The organism is Paenibacillus sp. ACRSA (assembly GCF_022346845.1).
Lineage (GTDB): Bacteria > Bacillota > Bacilli > Paenibacillales > Paenibacillaceae > Paenibacillus.
On sequence record NZ_JAKRNP010000001.1, the window covers coordinates 115,541 to 132,490 of the forward strand.

General features: G+C 43.4%; 14 protein-coding genes. 6 read left to right on the forward strand and 8 right to left on the reverse strand.

The genetic code is table 11. The annotated features are described in order from the left end of the window. The first annotated feature begins 1 nt into the window (after position 1). Together MH215_RS00540 and MH215_RS00545 are read left to right on the forward strand one after the other, a co-directional pair. A complete protein-coding gene (locus MH215_RS00540; RefSeq protein ID WP_239287050.1) occupies positions 2-1,234 on the forward strand; it encodes a hypothetical protein in 1,233 nt (410 codons plus the stop codon). A 25-nt stretch (positions 1,235-1,259) separates the two neighbouring features. Continuing rightward, a complete protein-coding gene (locus MH215_RS00545; RefSeq protein ID WP_239287051.1) occupies positions 1,260-1,559 on the forward strand; it encodes a metal-sulfur cluster assembly factor in 300 nt (99 codons plus the stop codon). A 184-nt stretch (positions 1,560-1,743) separates the two neighbouring features. Here the strand turns inward: MH215_RS00545 and MH215_RS00550 are convergent, their stop codons facing one another. The 5 genes from MH215_RS00550 to MH215_RS00570 all read right to left on the reverse strand — a co-directional run bounded on the left by MH215_RS00550 (position 1,744) and on the right by MH215_RS00570 (position 9,851). Then, positions 1,744-2,085, reverse strand: coding sequence for a cupin domain-containing protein (locus MH215_RS00550; protein ID WP_239287052.1), 342 nt, complete (start codon positions 2,083-2,085; stop codon positions 1,744-1,746). A gap of 162 nt (positions 2,086-2,247) precedes the next feature. After that, positions 2,248-3,267 (reverse strand): diacylglycerol kinase catalytic domain-containing protein, encoded by a 1,020-nt coding sequence (locus MH215_RS00555; protein WP_239287053.1) that lies wholly within the window; start codon positions 3,265-3,267, stop codon positions 2,248-2,250. Next, a complete protein-coding gene (locus MH215_RS00560) occupies positions 3,264-4,304 on the reverse strand; it encodes an SPFH domain-containing protein (RefSeq protein WP_239287054.1) in 1,041 nt (346 codons plus the stop codon). Before MH215_RS00560 ends, MH215_RS00555 begins: the two co-directional genes overlap by 4 nt. Positions 4,305-4,492: 188 nt before the next feature. After that, a complete protein-coding gene (locus tag MH215_RS00565; protein ID WP_239287055.1) occupies positions 4,493-8,881 on the reverse strand; it encodes a glycosyl hydrolase 53 family protein in 4,389 nt (1,462 codons plus the stop codon). A gap of 253 nt (positions 8,882-9,134) precedes the next feature. Beyond that, positions 9,135-9,851, reverse strand: a complete 717-nt coding sequence (locus MH215_RS00570; protein WP_239287056.1) for a YceI family protein — start codon at positions 9,849-9,851, stop codon at positions 9,135-9,137. 192 nt (positions 9,852-10,043) lie between these two features. On the opposite strand from MH215_RS00570, the gene MH215_RS00575 reads away from it, so the two are divergent. Together MH215_RS00575 and MH215_RS00580 are read left to right on the forward strand one after the other, a co-directional pair. Then, entirely contained in the window at positions 10,044-10,730 is a 687-nt protein-coding gene (locus MH215_RS00575; protein ID WP_239287057.1) for a response regulator transcription factor, read from the forward strand. Next, complete coding sequence (locus MH215_RS00580; RefSeq protein WP_239287058.1) at positions 10,715-12,178, forward strand: HAMP domain-containing sensor histidine kinase; 1,464 nt, start codon at positions 10,715-10,717, stop codon at positions 12,176-12,178. The genes MH215_RS00575 and MH215_RS00580 overlap by 16 nt, the downstream gene beginning before the upstream one ends. A 158-nt stretch (positions 12,179-12,336) precedes the next feature. Here the strand turns inward: MH215_RS00580 and MH215_RS00585 are convergent, their stop codons facing one another. Further along, entirely contained in the window at positions 12,337-12,708 is a 372-nt protein-coding gene (locus MH215_RS00585; RefSeq protein WP_239288641.1) for an iron chaperone, read from the reverse strand. 311 nt (positions 12,709-13,019) lie between these two features. After that, on the reverse strand, positions 13,020-14,060 hold the full coding sequence (locus MH215_RS00590) for an NAD(P)-dependent alcohol dehydrogenase (protein WP_239287059.1): 1,041 nt from the start codon (positions 14,058-14,060) through the stop codon (positions 13,020-13,022). A 177-nt stretch (positions 14,061-14,237) separates the two neighbouring features. Between MH215_RS00590 and MH215_RS00595 the strand changes: the two genes are divergently transcribed. Further along, positions 14,238-14,651 (forward strand): MerR family transcriptional regulator, encoded by a 414-nt coding sequence (locus MH215_RS00595; protein ID WP_239288643.1) that lies wholly within the window; start codon positions 14,238-14,240, stop codon positions 14,649-14,651. Positions 14,652-14,824: 173 nt separating this feature from the next. Here the strand turns inward: MH215_RS00595 and MH215_RS00600 are convergent, their stop codons facing one another. Then, positions 14,825-15,847 (reverse strand): ABC transporter substrate-binding protein, encoded by a 1,023-nt coding sequence (locus MH215_RS00600; RefSeq protein WP_239287060.1) that lies wholly within the window; start codon positions 15,845-15,847, stop codon positions 14,825-14,827. A 234-nt stretch (positions 15,848-16,081) separates the two neighbouring features. Between MH215_RS00600 and MH215_RS00605 the strand changes: the two genes are divergently transcribed. Continuing rightward, positions 16,082-16,894 carry an undecaprenyl-diphosphate phosphatase gene (locus tag MH215_RS00605; protein WP_056689661.1) on the forward strand — a complete coding sequence of 271 codons (813 nt, stop codon included), beginning with the start codon at positions 16,082-16,084 and terminating at the stop codon, positions 16,892-16,894. Positions 16,895-16,950: the final 56 nt, after the last annotated feature.

Sequence of the window (16,950 nt, forward strand, 5' to 3'; positions counted from 1 at the left end):
CATGTCCAGGTTGCCGTTTCTTTTTATCATCACGGGCATCTTCGGATTTGTTATGTATCACGCCTTCTCCCTGCTCTCGCTAACAGGCTGGCTTGGTGATGAATTAAGAGGTCCTGAAGGCTGGTTTCACGCTCACCTCTTTGTTCTGGGGTGGGCAACCATGCTTGCTATGGGTGCGATCTATCAATTGATTCACGTAATTCTGCAATCTAATATCTACAGTCTGCTACTGGGCTACTGTCACTACTTCTTCTTCACCATCGGGCTTACTGGTATGTTATATGGTTTCATCCGTGGAGATGTTCATTGGATTGCCGGTTCAGCTACGCTAGCCTTGATCGGTATTTTATTGTTCGGATGGAATATGGCGGTAACACTCTTCCGTGCTTCTCAGTGGAACCCGGTAACGATTAGTGCCGCCTGTTCTTGTCTGTATCTCGTTCTGACCGGGCTTTCCGGTATGCTGATGGGATTGAATTTTGCTTTTGGACAATGGAATGGTCTCCATGAGCGATTGTTTGGAGCACATATTTGGATGGGAACCCTCGGATGGTTCGGCATGTTGATTACTGGATTCAGCTATAAAATGTTACCTATGTTTTACCTATCCCATAATTACTCCATACGGCTGCAAAAGGTCGTCTTGTACTTGTGGAACGCAGCGGTAATCACAGGTGTCATCGCATTCTTAACAGGTATCAAAGACGGGTTACTCTGGTTCGCACTCTTGCTTCTAAGTGCAGCAATGATCTGCTATGTATATCACTTAGAACAGATTCAGGAGAAACGACACAAAAAAAATCCAGGACCAGGTATACGCTGGTCAGTGTATGTAAGTCGTGCTTTTGCCGTATATGTCGTGGCATTGCTTATCTATTCCGCACAAGGAACCGATCTGTTGCTCCATCCACGGGTAGTGCTCCTATCTGGATGGGTATATCTCGGAGGCTGGGTTTCACTCACGATATTAGGTTATGCTTCCAAAATCGTACCGTTTCTATGGTGGACACATAAATATGGAAAGCAAGCTGGCAGACCTGGAGTACCCCTTATGGCCGGCATGCTGAGTGAACGCTACGTACAATGGGGAATCATCGCCATGGTGGGCGGCAGTCTATTGCTGGTGAGTGGAATTTTAATAAATCTGGCAGAAGTAATGATGGTCGGAGGAACCATACTATCCCTGATTTCCATTGCTTATATTGCAAATATTGCTTTGGTATTTAAACGTTAATTTGGAGGATTGGAGAGCGATAACCATGGAACAAACAACCCATTTATTAGAATGCCTGAAGGAAGTATATGACCCTGAGTTAGGCGTGAACATTGTAGATCTCGGGCTTGTATATGAAGTACGTGAAGAGCCTGAACGTGTGTATGTACGAATGACTTTGACCACACCTGGCTGTCCACTGCATGATACGATTGTAGGTGCCGTGAAGTGGGTGTTACAACAAAATTCTGGCAAGACCGATATCGATGTACAAGTTGTATGGGAGCCTCAATGGTCACCACAGCTCATGTCTAATGAAGCAAAAGAAATGTTGGGATATTTCTGACATTGACTGATGTAATCATATTACAAAGAAACGTACTTAAGCTCTGTTCCTGCCAGAGACATAAGTACGCTTTTTGTTGATCTGTGATGATTAAGTTAGTTGTTTATACGTGATTAAATGCTTGGTGACTCACTACGATATACAGGTGTAATACCCATCCTCTTAACGTGTTAACGCGTGCTTCCTATATATTTTGCGCGTAGGATTCGCTAGGTACTTTATTGAGTGTAACAAACAAACGAGTTTCAGTGTTACCTGTATTATGGAAGGAAAATTCCACCTCTCCATCGCAACAGATCACATCCTCTTGTTTAACCTCTTGTTCAGCGCCATCCAGAATAATCGTTCCTGTACCTTCAACCACCAGTAAGATAACATCTGTTCCTGGGTGCTTGTGCACCGGAAGCTGCTGACCTGGCAAGAAATGAAGTACAAATGTGACACCACCATCATGCCGGAATAACACCCGTTTCGTAAAGCGATCTGTACTAAATTCTTTTACGTCTTGCAATGATGTAATACTCATATTCTTACATCCTCCTCTGTAATCTGTGATTACATCCATCATAACTTGCCATAGCCCGAAACTCCTTGATCTAAATCAAGAAATTCCAGGCTATGTGAACTGACGATCAAGATATATAAGTCTGACTTTAGTGGAGGTATATAGAATTGCAGAATTGAGAAATTATACGACGAGCTGTCCTCGTTTATCCGCAAGATTAATGGTCGCCTCCACACCTGAATTAAATTCAAGAAAATCCTGTTCAACCCCATCGCTGAATATAACTCCGTCTTCTGGCATCTGGGAAACCATTCGTAAGGGTTGGTTCGCATGGATCTGTCCAAATACGACATTGGCAGCCGTTGTACGGCTAGGAAATGGTTCGCGTACAGTGAAGTAAAGGTAGGGTGCGTCCCAACCAAAATGCTCCATCCCTTTTTGCTCCCAATGTGTAGTCGTCGTATCATCGTTGGTATTCATACGCTGCCAAGCTTTCGAGTTTACAATGCCGGTTGCACCTGCCAGCACACTTTTGAACCAACCCGTAGAGCCCATTCCTGTAGATACGATAACTCCACTGGAGGATTGCCGTTCTACGACTGAACCGAATTGCACTTCATAACGAGCAGAGACATGTGTCTTCCGACCTATAAACAGATCGTTAACGCCATAGAGATACTGACCATCATTCAGCTCAACTTTGGCTATGGTGACTTCTTTCAATGAACGCCGTCTGTGAATCACATCAGGAATAATAAAGCGCAGATCCTCTACTGTAAAAGGAAGCAACACCCCATCCCAGCGCATGGGATCAGGGTTAACCCCAATAAGCGGCTGTTCTGATACATATTTAAGTGTATTTGCAACAAGACCGTCCTGACCAACAACAACGATAATATCCTGTTTACCAAATATAAAATTGGGCACATGCTCCCGATCTATCGTTTGAACTCTTCCGAGAGAACCAAGAATTTGTTGCGCTTGCTTTACGGATTCCCGATAACGAGCATCCTCCGCAATATAATCATTAAAGTCTGCTCCTAGACGTTCAATATAGAACTGTGCCTGCTGCACCGTATTATAACGAACGATTAACTCCTCTAGTCGTGTTCGTCGTTTGATCAAAACAATTTTGTGTTCCGTTAGTCGATGCTCTTCCGTCACTGGCATGGATGCTGACTTTTCAGTTGCTGATCGTCTCATCGCCCTCTCCCCCCTTGCTCTCTATTCGAGTTAGACATCAAACCTTGCAGCAGATCAGGTGAGATATTCAGTTGTCCGATCTTACCTGCATTCTCCGCCAGTTCCTGGAATGCAATTGCAATGAGTTTATCCGAATTCATCCCCATATTCGCCATGGCCTGCAGAACGGTCGGTTCTACATCCTGCAACGACTTCATCACAGCTGCCATCTCATAAGCTTTGGCATCTGCTTCTGCATTCCGATTAGCAATCGTCAGCTCAATTAGCTGTTGTTTTCGTTCTTCCATCGCTGTATTGAATTGGAGCTGCTCCTGCTCCATCTCATTTTGCTTTTGTTTGATGGAGCGTTCTGCCTGCAATTGCGTTTCTCGAATTTGCCGCTTTTTGGATTCAACTGCGATTTCCGTATTCAGTTCGTTTTCCTTCACCTTACGCTCCTGCTCGATGGACGCATTACGACGCACATACAATGCTTCATCAGCTTGACGCAAAATTTCTTCCCGAGCCTGCGCTTCCAGCGCACGCATCGTTTCTTTGTTAGGCAAAATCGCCAGAATCGATAAACTCATTAGCTCTACGCCCAGCTTCTCCAGCTCTTGGCTCTGAGCAACCTCACGTTTCATACTCGTTACAAGCCGTTCGCTAGATTGAATGGCTTCCTTCAATGGCATTTGTTCCAGATGCTTCTTGGTCAAGACCTTGGCAATCGTGATTACACGTTGATCTAGCTTACCAGGATCATCGGAGATGTACTGATTTTTCCGTAAGTTATACGTATAATTTAGGCTTTGTGTAATTTTCATGTAGTCCACAATACGGTAGCTAAGTTGTCCCTGAACCGTTACGGTCTGATAATCTGCAGTTATTTCTTCGAACATAAAAGGCACTTCTACAGAGGATACAGGTAAAACGACAACCGAAGTGGTCGGTTCATAATAGGTGAAGGATAAACCTACGCCTTGACGCTGTACCTGACCGTTCTTCACTTTCATCACATATTCACTTGGCTGAAATTTTACAAATCGAAATCCGAACATGGTTCATTCCCCATCTCTCAATATAGTCATTATGATATTATCGAAATGATAACAAACAAGCTCGTTAATGTCAATATGACAATAATGAATTTTAGTTTCTTTTTTGCGATGGCACGAAGGCTCACAAGGAATTAAATTTCAAAACAAAAAAGATCGAGTCTTATGACCCGATCTCTCCTGCTTACATGTTATTGTTCTGCATAAAGCTGTTCCATCAATCTCGCGACCGCAACAGCTCCTTGAGCACGATTAGCCGTTTGTTTAGGCGCAAACGTACCATCTGACATGCCATTTAATAGTCCAAGTTGCTGCATTGACGCCACAGCTTCTCTTGCATACCCAGCAATGGCTGTATGATCTTCAAATGTACTCTCTTTTTGAGCCACTGGAGCTGCTGTATTTGCTTCTTGCTTCAAAGATTGCAATGCGCGATTCAGCATAACCGCCATATCTTCTCTAGAAACAGACTCATTCGCGCCAAAGGTACCATCTGCTCGGCCTTGGATTATATTCATCTGCAAACCGATACGCACCGCATCAGCATACCATTGACCTTCCTTCACATCTGTTGGAGTCTGCACACTTGCTTCTGGCAGGCGTGAATCTCCCATTCCTTTAATAATCATTTGCAAAAATTGTGCACGTGTCAGATTACCGTCTGGAACAAAGCTCGTGGCATTCATGCCTTTGATAATCCCTTTACCATAGAGATTCTGCACTTCTGATTTCGCCCAATTGTGATTTTGCAAGTCATTTAACGGAACTTGAACTTCAGTAATGACAAAGCTTCCGGATTGTGTAGGCTTGAACGCGATGGTTTCGTTGTTGTCATTCGCTACAGAGTACGTTACCGGCTTCATCTCACCATTCGACGAGATCGATTGTACAATTCGAACAGTATCACTTCCTTGAAGCTCGCCTTCATTGGCCATGACAACTTCAATCGGTCTATCTGTCCAGACCATTGGCTCCCCATTCATCAATACATTAACGTTAAGGATGGATCGGTTACCGATGGCTGCTTTTTGTGATTCCGTTAACGCTATATTTGATCCTTCAGACACCTCGACATCAAAGGTTCCGGCCGTTTCTTCACCTTGTAACGGAATAGATTTCAGTGGAATGCGAATTGAAGTCCGTCCTACGATTAGTTCTAGTGATGTAACAGCCTGTGAACGCAACCATTCTGCAAGTTGATTCGTGTTTAATTGGAACGATACGACTTTGGAGTTGTCAGGTAGTTTAGCAATGAGCTTTAATTGCTGCGCTCCTGCCTCCATCGATTGAACGGCTTCGTTTAATTGCTGTGCAGTCGGACGAATTGCATAGTTTCCATTACCTGTTGAGATACCATCTACAGTAACCGCACCTTTCTCAGGTCGATTATGCGTATCAGCCGGTGTCACACCATTGGAATTTCCCGTTGATGGAACCGCTCCTGAACTGGATGGTTGTGACGGTTCGCTTGGCTGTGATGGTTGAGTCGGCTGCGAAGGCTGCCCAGAGCCAGGAGTAGAGTCTTGCCGTTCGAGTTTATGCATCGCAGCCTGTAACTCTTCATTAGCAGCGCTAACATCTTGCACGGACGCTTCTTCATCTTGGTTAATAGACTTCGCGTGCACAAGCGCCTTGCTGAACTCATTCCAGCTTGCTAGCGTATAATCATTTTGTTGCAGTTTGGCTACTGAATTCACGGTTGTTTCAAGAGCAGATTTATCCGCTGGGAACGTACCATATGCTTCAAAATCCATGAACCCTACCCATTCTGGTCCCGCTGTTATCGTAACCTTAATATAACGTGCTTGTGTCTGATCAGGTAGAACGTGTCTTGGCCCTGTTGAAACAATAACATCACTTGTTGTGTCCACGACTTTTACATATTCGTTGCGGTCTTTAGAGACTTCAATTTTATATTTAATGCCGCCACTCCACATCGACATTTCAACAGTACGTACAGACGCAACCTCTCCCAAATCTACTTCCCACCAGACACCTGAATCTATGCTATCATTTGTTCCCCATGACGTGGTTGTATTGCCATCAATCGCTCCTTCTGGTGAATTCGCTTGTCCCCCACCTGTTCCAGCACTTGAAGAAGCCGTCGCTGTCTTATGAGTTGCTAGAGCTTGCAGGCGAACAAGACTTTGATTGGCCTGCTGCAATGTTTCCAAAGCTTGATTAACCTCAGATTGCACTGCACTCTGGTTATCTCTCACAACGATTGCAGCCTGTAACGCATCCATTAGCGTCTTCCAGCTTCGATGGGTATAAGATGAGGCATTCTGCTGCTGCATCTCACCAATTAGCAACGTTAATTTGGTTTTGTCCACATCAGATAATCCGCTGATGGCCTCATGTAAACGTTTCTCCGCCACATCTACGTCAGTCTGAGTCGCTCTAGGATCAGACAGAACCTGAGTCGCATGTGCAAGCGCTTTAGTAACACCCCCCCATGTGACCGCTGACCAATCCGATTCCTTGTATGTCTGCGCTTCGGTTACCTTAGCTTCGAGCAACGCTCGATTCGCAGGGATTACTTCCATTGAATTCATGACTTGTTTAAGAGACTCGGTTGCAGTATTAGTCTCTTCTTGCGTTACACCTGCTGATGTATATGCCTTACGGTATACAGACTCAGCAGCTTCAATTGCCGGCGCAAGCAATAGCCAGCTCTGTTCTTCGAAATCTGCGGCTACCAAACCTTGTGCACGTTTAATTGCAGCCGATAAATTCTGACGATCTGCAGGAGCATTCTGCATTCCGCGTTTATACACGTCAAGGGATGGCAAAGCACGTCCTTCTAGGGAGTATCCGCCGTTCCCGGGGAATTCATCGTAGTCGAACATCGCTTGATTTTCCCATGCATCCCCTTCGGAAGCGATCCAACCTACCCCAGCAGGAATCCATGCTGGCTCCCAATAGAAGAACCCAGCCCCACGTCCTTCCGGCACTTCAGCAATTAAATCCATAATGCCAGCAATAGCGTCATATTGACCTTGCACTGTTGCTGGGAATGTCGCACCTCCGACATTTAATTTGTCCGGGCCACCGATAATATTGCCATGGGCATCACCATTTTTGAAGGAAAATGGATACGATGTTTCAGCAATAACGACATCTTTTTTGTATTTCTGGGATACTCGGTTCATCGTTTCCTGTACATCTGCGAACGTACCGTGCCAGAACGGATAATAAGAGAGACCGATAACATCATAATCCAGGTTCCCTTTCTTCAATTCACCGAAGTAGGTATCGAACATATCCGCTTGTCCACCTTCAGCGAGATGGATCATAATCTGAACGTGCTGATCTCCTTCGAGGTCACGTACAGCATCAATACCACGCTTTAGCAGAGCCACATTTTCCGTCTGATTCACTGTACTCACATATCCATTAAGTACACCGCTGTTAATCTCGTTACCAATCTGCACCATGTCTGGCATGGCACCTTCTTCCTTCATTTCACCAACAACCTCATACGTATAATCGTATACAGCCTGTTTCAACTCATCGAAGGAGTAGTCTTCCCATGCTTTGGGACGTAGCTGTTGACCCGGATGCGCCCACTCATCAGAGTAATGGAAATCAAGCAGGATTTTCATCCCCTTTTCTTTCACTCGCTTGGCTAAACGGATGACATCTTCTTTATCGTTATAACCTCCTGATTTTTGTGGATCATTCCACAAGCGAATACGGACATAATTCACACCACGGTCTTTAAGAATATCTAGTAAGTCCCTTTCTGTACCGTTATTGTCGAGAAATTTACCCTGTTTGTCTTCAATTGCCGTTAACGTGGAGATATCGACACCTCTGATAAAATCATCTTGATATCCTTGTACTGTTACCGAAGCGGTGGGGTGAATTGTCGCACCTTCCACATGACCGTTTACACTGAATGTGTTAGCCGACTTATATTGTTCAGGATCAATATGATCCCATACTACAGCTACATGACCTGATTGATCCGCACCATACTGTGCCCGAACCTCGGTAGGCAAGACAGGCGCACCACCAATGATTGTCGTGATATTCACGGCATCATAAGCTGTAATATTTTCTGGCTCACGTCCTTCTTGTTGTCCAAAAATACGAATCTCGGACAGCGTTGGCCATGCCCCCTGTTGATCATAAAATGGAATAGTCACTTTTACATATCGAACTAGATCGGTTTGAAAGTCAAAATGGAGCTGCTGCTCTGTTGTATCCTCTCTATGAGTGGCTACTTGCTCCCAATTCTGCCCATCCAGTGATACCTCAACATCAAGATGAATCTTCTTTTGTTCTTTCAATACAATCTCGGCCCCGTTTAAATGAAACTCTCCGTCCAGATCAATCTGAATCCATTGAGGAGCCTCTTCCGTAGCTTTTTCTTTTGCACTCCAATGTGTATCCATTTTCCCATCTACTAAATGATCTTTATTACTGCCCCATTCCAAGTATTCGGTGCTTACAGTTACCTCTTTATTCAATGCTACGTTAACCTTCGATGCCGCTTCTGCCGGCTGAACCAATAAGCCTAGCTCGCAAAATAACAGTAGCAATACAAGGCAACCACTTATGTACCTCTTGTTCACTCTTGATCTCCCCCTTTTTATCGTTATCAATCGATCAATGAATGCGTTTAACCTTTTTAATTGTAAGCGCTTCATGTAATTAGACGACACGGTATAATCCAAAGGAAACAGCAGTTATTTTAACAAATTGTGTATCATGACTGGTTCCAAACATCCTAGTCACCTCGTTAAAATAAAAGACAGCAAAAAAATCTGTTCCGCTACCCTGAGGTAGAACAGAACAGATTCGCTTTAGTGCCATTGATGCATTTTCTTATTTCGTGAGTTTCAACTCCAACTGTAGCTTAATGTCATTCTCTGTTGAGAGAACAACGGAGTGAGGGTTTTCCATACCAAAGTCTTCAAACGTTACCATCGAAGTCGCAGACAACAACACCTGATCATTGTCATACGCAGCTTTTGCATCAAAAGTGACTTCTTTTTCAACACCTTTTACAGTCAATGTTCCATTCATTTTCACATCAACCGTCTGCCCCACTGGCCATTCTGCAGGTAAACCTTCAAATGAAGTAGCTGTAAACGTTGCTTGAGGGTATGTAGCAATATCGAAGAAGTCTGCTTGCTTCACATGTCCGTCACGTTGACCATTACCAGAGTCGATACCGTCCATCTCGATTTGTCCTTCTGCTTTCATCTGAGAAGCATCATCTACATTGATTGTCCACTTACCAGATACCTGCTCGTCCACAAAATTGACGGTTTCCTGTGATGTTGTTACAGAGAAATATACTTTGGAGCCTTCGCTGATGTTCCAATCTCCATTCAATTGCTCTGCGCCTACAACATCATTTGCCACAACTGTTCCTGTGCTATCTACTGTTGTTGTCGATGCAGCTGTACTAGCAGGAAGCACTTGCTCAATTTCAACGTTATTGCCAAGGTAACTATTGGTGAGATAGTATCCTCCACCTCCGATAATAGCCACTGCAGCTACCCCTGTAATAATCCATGTTTTTGTTTTCTTGTTCATTTATTTTTCCTCCAGTACATTATTGGTTAGTTTACTTGTTGATATGGATAATATCAGCCCAATGTGTCAGGAAGAAGTCAAAAATGAACATGTACCCATTTTTTTCGAATCCTCTAATACAGGATTGGCATTATGCTCTTGCTCATGTAAAATCAGTACACAAGCTTCTGAAGTGAAAGGAGACCGCTTTTCTTGAAATCCATACTCATCGTCGAAGATGAGCAAGCCATTGCTCGGGTACTGGCTGCTTATCTGAGAAAAGCAGAATTCGAGGTGCATCATGCAGCAGATGGCCCCACTGCACTTACTCTTTTCGATTCCGTGAATCCTTCCCTTGTATTACTTGATGTAATGCTACCTGGAATGGACGGATGGGATCTGCTGCGCATTATTCGTGAAAAAAGTGCTTGTCCTGTGATCATGCTAACCGCACTGGATGACATTCGAGATCGTCTCAACGGATTAAATGCCGGTGCTGACGATTATATGAGCAAACCATTTGTTCCGGAAGAGGTCGTTGCCAGAGTTAATGCTGTCCTGCGACGTAACCCTCATTATACTTCGGGTGGTGAAGATAAACGCTGTTACGGCAATCTTGTTATTGATCTCGCTGCCAAACAGGTATTGCTTAACGGCGCTGAGGTTGCACTCACGCCACGCGACCTATCATTACTTATATTTCTATCTGAGTATCCGAACCGTACATTTACAAGAGATCATCTGATCGAACAAGTGTGGGGTATGGACTATGATGGCAGTGATCGTGCTGTAGATTTATCAATTAAACGACTACGTCAGGCACTCTCTCACTGGTTGCCAGAGACTGGAGAAATTCGGACGTTGCGAGGAATGGGGTATCAATTTTGGATCGCAAACTGAGACGGAAAGGGCCGAGACGTTCAACATCCATTTTGTCCCACTGGACACTTCGTTATTTTCTAATCTTGTGCATTGGTTTCACTATAATTGTCGCAGGAGCACTATACTGGATTCGTACAACCTCTATTGAGAAAAGTCTAAAAACTGCAGAGTTATTAGGGCTGGAAATTGCTGATCGAGTGACCATTGACAATAATAAGCTTCATGTACCACCCGATCTAGACACCATGGTAACTAAGAGGGAGAAACTATTTAATACAGATCATTATTTCTGTGTCATGGTGTTGGATAATAACAATCAATTGATCTTTTCTCAGCCAAAAATGACACAAGAAGAGGTATTTTATCGACTGTCTGACGACTTTCGTGAACCAAGAAACAACAAATATGCAGGAGTAACCGTCAGTATTAATGAAGGCGATCAATCCCTTGGAAAAGTATGGGTGATGCAATCGAAGCAATCTCTCACATTTGGTCCAGAGACGATGTGGCTTGTTCTTTTAATTCTCGGCGGATTAATTCTATGTGGATGGTTTACGATCTATCTGCTCTCTAATAAGTTGTCCCGACCTATTCGGCAAGTTGCTTATGCAGCTGAACAAATTCGTGGTGGGAATTACGACGTGAGTCTCGATATCAATACACGGGAGCGTGAGATCACTGAACTCGTGAGCTCTTTCCGAGATATGGCGACACGTCTAAGACAACTTGAGGAATGGCGTACCCTTTCATTGGCAGGTGTGAGTCATGAACTGAAGACCCCTGTCACTTCCATTAAAGGGCTCGTTATGGCGGTACGCGACGACGTGGTCAGTCCGCAGGAAGGAAAAGAATTTTTGGATATCGCTTTGAAGGAATCGGAACGAATGGAGCGGATGATTGCAGATCTACTCGATTACAATGCCATGTCTGCCGGAAGCGTTGCTGTTCGCAAGGAACGGACGGATCTGAAATTATTAGTAGGCGAGATCATCTATCAGTGGAAGATTGCGTATGAAGATAAGACACCTGAGGTAGAATTACATGCGCCCGCTGGCCCACTATACACCATTGGTGATACACTGCGAATTCAGCAAATTATCGTTAATCTACTGAATAATGGGCTCCAAGCTACTCCTTCGGGTCAAACAGCCAAATTCGACATTGAACTGCGGGTAGAAGAAGACAATCTATTTATCGATGTACAGGATTATGGCACCGGTATATCGGAAGCTGATCAATCCAAAATATTTGAACGCTTCTACAGGGGCGAGATTAAAAAACGTAGAAATCGTGGCTTGGGTCTCGGTCTGACCTACAGCAGACTGCTGGCCAACGCCCAAAACGGTGAGCTGTCTCTTACCTCCAGCACGCCTGATGGAAGTAAGTTCACATTAAGACTGCCACGCTGGAAGATGCCTAAACATGTTACTAAAGAACAAACGTATCCTTCACCGGTTAAAGCTTAGCTTCCATTTATAGTTACATCAAAAGTTAACACCTGCTTGTCTCACCTGTAGAGTACATGAAGCGAGTGACAAACTACCAACGCGCACCGATGACCCATCGGTGCGCGTTTTATTTACTTCATGAGTTTAAATTGTGCAAAATTCTCTAACTTCTCTGACTATTTGCGCCAAAAAGTAGTGCAATTTGCCTTATCTTTAATGTTAAACTCAATAATTCTTTCAAGTAATGAAAAATCAATCGGCATTTTCCACTTCATACGAATGAGCTGATTGGTATGCTCATAACCCGCCTGAACGATCTCTTCTGAGAACTGATCAATGACGACTTTCTCGGGAGCAACAGCCAGATGCTGCTTCGACACGCTAAAACCGATAATAAAAGTCTCATGGTCGGTAAACATCGGCTGATTCCAAGCAATTTTGGGTTTCAAACTTGGAAATTTCTCCGTAATCCATTTCAAAACCTCTTCCGTTCGTTCTTTATGCTCCGGGTTATCAATGCTTGCTAAATATTCTACAAAAGTCTCCACCATATTCCTCCCCTAAATTAAAAAATCGCTCCATTGCACTCCAATTTCATTCTATCATGAATGGGAAGCTTTCAATTGCCTTTTGAACAAACAAGTGATTGCTATTGCTTGTCTTTTAGTATAATCCATGTCATATGCTACTAAACAGCTGTTTATCTCAGTCCTCTCTTCCAAGCTTGTCTTCTTGAAAAGACAAAAAGCAGTAACCACGAAGGTTAACTGCTTCTTAGTCAATTTACTCAATGGCGTGCTGAAATACGTAACTTAAATAAATATGGCGAATAGTGTGTTTGTTCCTCTGAATAACTCTATTAAATCGTGCTCGTATCAATAACAAAGCGATATTTCACATCTGAAGCGAGTACACGTTTGTAAGCTTCGTCAATCTGGTCAGCCGAAATAACTTCAATGTTGGGAGCGATATTATGTTTTGCACAGAAGTCGAGCATTTCTTGTGTCTCGCGAATACCACCAATCATTGAACCCGCGAACGAACGGCGGTGACCAATGAGAGAAAATGCTTGAACCGGTAGTGGCTCTGCAGGAGCTCCTACGTTTACAAGTGTACCATCCAATGTGAGGAGAGAAATATATGCATTAATGTCGATGCTAGCACTCACTGTGTTAATGATCAGATCAAAGCTTGCAGCAAGTGTTTGGAACGTTTCTGGTTCACTTGTCGCATAATAATGGGCTGCACCAAATTGCAAACCATCTTCCTTTTTACTCAACGTTTGAGATAGAACGGTTACTTCTGCACCCATCGCATGTGCAATTTTAACTGCCATATGACCAAGTCCACCCATACCTACAACCGCTACTTTTTTGCCTGGGCCAGCTCCCCAGTGATGTAGTGGTGAATACGTCGTAATCCCTGCGCACAGCAATGGTGCAGCGGCATCAAGTGCAATGTTATCAGGGATCCGAACAACGAAGTCCTCTGTTACAACAATATGTGTAGAATAACCACCTTGCGTAGGCTCGCCATATTTGTCTACCCCAGCATAGGTAGGAATATTTCCTTTGAGACAGTATTGCTCTTCACCTTTGCGGCAATTGTCACACTCGCCACATGAGTCTACCATGCACCCAACACCTACACGGTCACCCACTTTATATTTGGATACACCTGTACCTACATCCGTTACAACACCAGCAATCTCGTGTCCAGGCACAAGTGGATAGTTCACAGGACCCCAGTCACCGTGTGCAGTATGAATATCGGAATGACAGATTCCAGAATATTTAATTTCAATTAATACATCGGTTGTGTCAAGTTCCCGCCGTGTAATCTCAGTAGAACGAAAAGGTTGGTCTGGTCCGTCAACAGCTCTGGCTTTAGCTATAATCAAATTAAAAACCTCCTATGATTTCGAATGCAAGCTTATAATACGCCCTCTAGTTAACTCTAGGTCAAATACTTTTTTTATTTCATTCTAACTTTGACATCTAATTGAGTAACATGGTAGTATTCCGGATAATCCTATTGTTAACTTAAAGTATGATACCTAGTTGAAAGGAACATAAAGATCATGACATATTCAATTAGCGAAGTTGCCGAAAAGTTAGATTTAACTGTGTATACTCTGCGTTATTATGATAAAGAAGGACTCATGCCTTTTGTTGAACGAACTTCGAACGGAACTCGAATGTTCAAGCAATCGGATGTTGATTTTTTAAAAGTCATTCAGTGCTTGAAAACGACAGGCATGCCGATTAAAGAAATCAAAGATTTTATTACATGGTGCTTTGAAGGAGACCCCACTCTGCAAAAAAGATACGACATGTTCAAGGAGCGAAAAGCGATTGTAGAGGCACAGATCAAAGAACTACAGAAGACGATGGAAGTAATTGACCATAAATGCTCGTATTATGAGAGTGCACTAAGTGAGGGTACAGAAGAATTACACAAGCTTAGTCTGGGTAATCCTATCAACAATTAATATAGTACACGCCTCACTCGATTGGGCTAACCTATTAAGTAACACTTAAGCGTAATTTATATTCTCATTCCGAGTCCATTTACACGTAATATACGCTCTAAACTTACATGCTAAAAAGACTTCCGTGCTTAGACGGAAGTCTTTTTTAGTTAAATCCTTATTCGTTCTAAAGATTACTTCGCTGACAATAGGTTGTCAGCGATAAACTTCAGTTGGCCCTCCAGTGTTACCGGATCATTATATGTATCCGAGGTAGGATCAAGTTGGAACACATGATTCGCTTTTACCGCAGGAAGACTCTTCCATAGGTTGTGCTCGTAGACTTTCGAAGCATCATTTGTATCACCAGACCATGGGCTAGTGAAGATAATATCTCCCGCATATTCAGGTAAAACCTCCATGGAGATGGAAGCCCATCCTGTTCCACTGTCGATTGCTTCCGCCTGAGCCTTGGTTGGTGCTTTGAGCCCAAACTCGCCATAGATGATTTCACCACCACGGCCGTAATTATGACCGAAGACATATAATCCTTTGTCATAAGGGTTCAGGATGGAAACGGTACGGTCACCTACAGCCTCTTTCACTTTAGGCTTTAACTCATTGACCTGCTTTTCCCAATTGCTTAACCAAGCTTGCGCTTTGTCTTCTCTATTGGTCAGCTTGCCTAGTTCCAGTAACAGCTCTCTGAAAGGACGTTTACCATATTCAATCTGTACTACAGGTGCAATGAGTGCCAATTGATCAATTCCCTCTGTACCTGTGTATACGATGAATAAATCAGGTTTTAAACTAACCAATTGCTCGGGTGTAGGCACTTCACCCAGATCAGTAACTCCTGCTGCTGTCAGTTGATCGTTGATATACTTATTGTTCATTGCACCGGTTAAAGCCCCAACAATTGGAGCATCCAGAGCAACAAAATAACCAGTTGTGAACGCAGTTAAGTCAACAATTCGTTTCGGATCTTTAGGCACCTGAACTTCTCCTGCATCGGATTGGAATGTGACTAACTCCTCTTCTGCAGTTGTAGAGCCAGCTGACGTTGCATCCTGATCTGTCTTTGTTTCTGACTCTGCTGTTACGTTAGTACCCTCATCTGTTGAAGCATTAGTGGCTACAGATTGTCCGCACGCACTTAGTATGAGCAGTACCGCAAGTGCCATCATAAGCCATATAGAAGTTTTTCCTTTACGCAAAATAAATTCACCTCGTATTTGATATTGATAATCATTATCAAATGATATCATGCTATGAAACAACTTACAAGCATATCTCATATGTCGTTGTTAGTGTTATTTTCAACTTCTTACGAAATTGAAACTTGCAAGTCAGTAAGCTAAACAACTATCATCAATAGAGTAGGATATCCTTATCAGAGAAAAAGAGATGATCATTGGCATCTCCAATGATACGTATTCAAGGAGGACAAGATGGAAGACATTATATTGTGGTTAAAGTATTTATTATTAGGGATCGTACAAGGTGCGACAGAGCCGATTCCGGTTTCCTCTAGTGGACATCTGATCATTGCCCAACGACTTATGGGGTTGAAGCAGAACGGATTGTCCTTTGAGATTCTGACCAACACGGCTTCTCTACTCGCGATTGTTTTTATTTTCCGTGAAGATATTAAAAAACTAATTATCGGTGCATTAGGATATCTGCGAACGCGAAAACAAGAATATAAAGCAGACTTTATGTTTTGCTTATACATAGTCATCGGTACAGTTCCTGCTGCTATCGCTGCAGTTCTGTTTAAAGACCAGATCGAAGAAATTTTCTCGTCCGTATACACCGTTGCCATCGCGCTATTAATTACTGGGGTTGCCCTCTGGCTGATTCGTAATCTTCGTGGACGCAAGCAGGACGGGGATCTCTCCACTAAGGATGCACTGTTGGTTGGTCTTGCTCAGGCCGTTGCGCTCATTCCAGGCATAAGCCGTTCTGGTGCTACGGTTATTGCTTCCATTGCTGTTGGTATGAAACAGGAAACCGCCTTAAAGTTCTCGTTTATGCTCTATATCCCAATTAGTATCGGCGGACTCATCCTGGGTGTATCTGACATTGCCAACGATCCAAACCGGGGTCAACTCGCCATTCCTTATCTGATTGCATTCATTACAACCCTTTTCGTCACCTACTTCTCCATGAGATGGTTTATGGGAATTATGGCCAAAGGTAACCTCAAATATTTCTCATATTACTGTTTTGCAGCCGGGACATTATTGCTTATCTTTTTATAAAAACAAACACCAAAAAGGAACAACTGGCCTATCGCCAGATTGTTCCTTTTTTCATT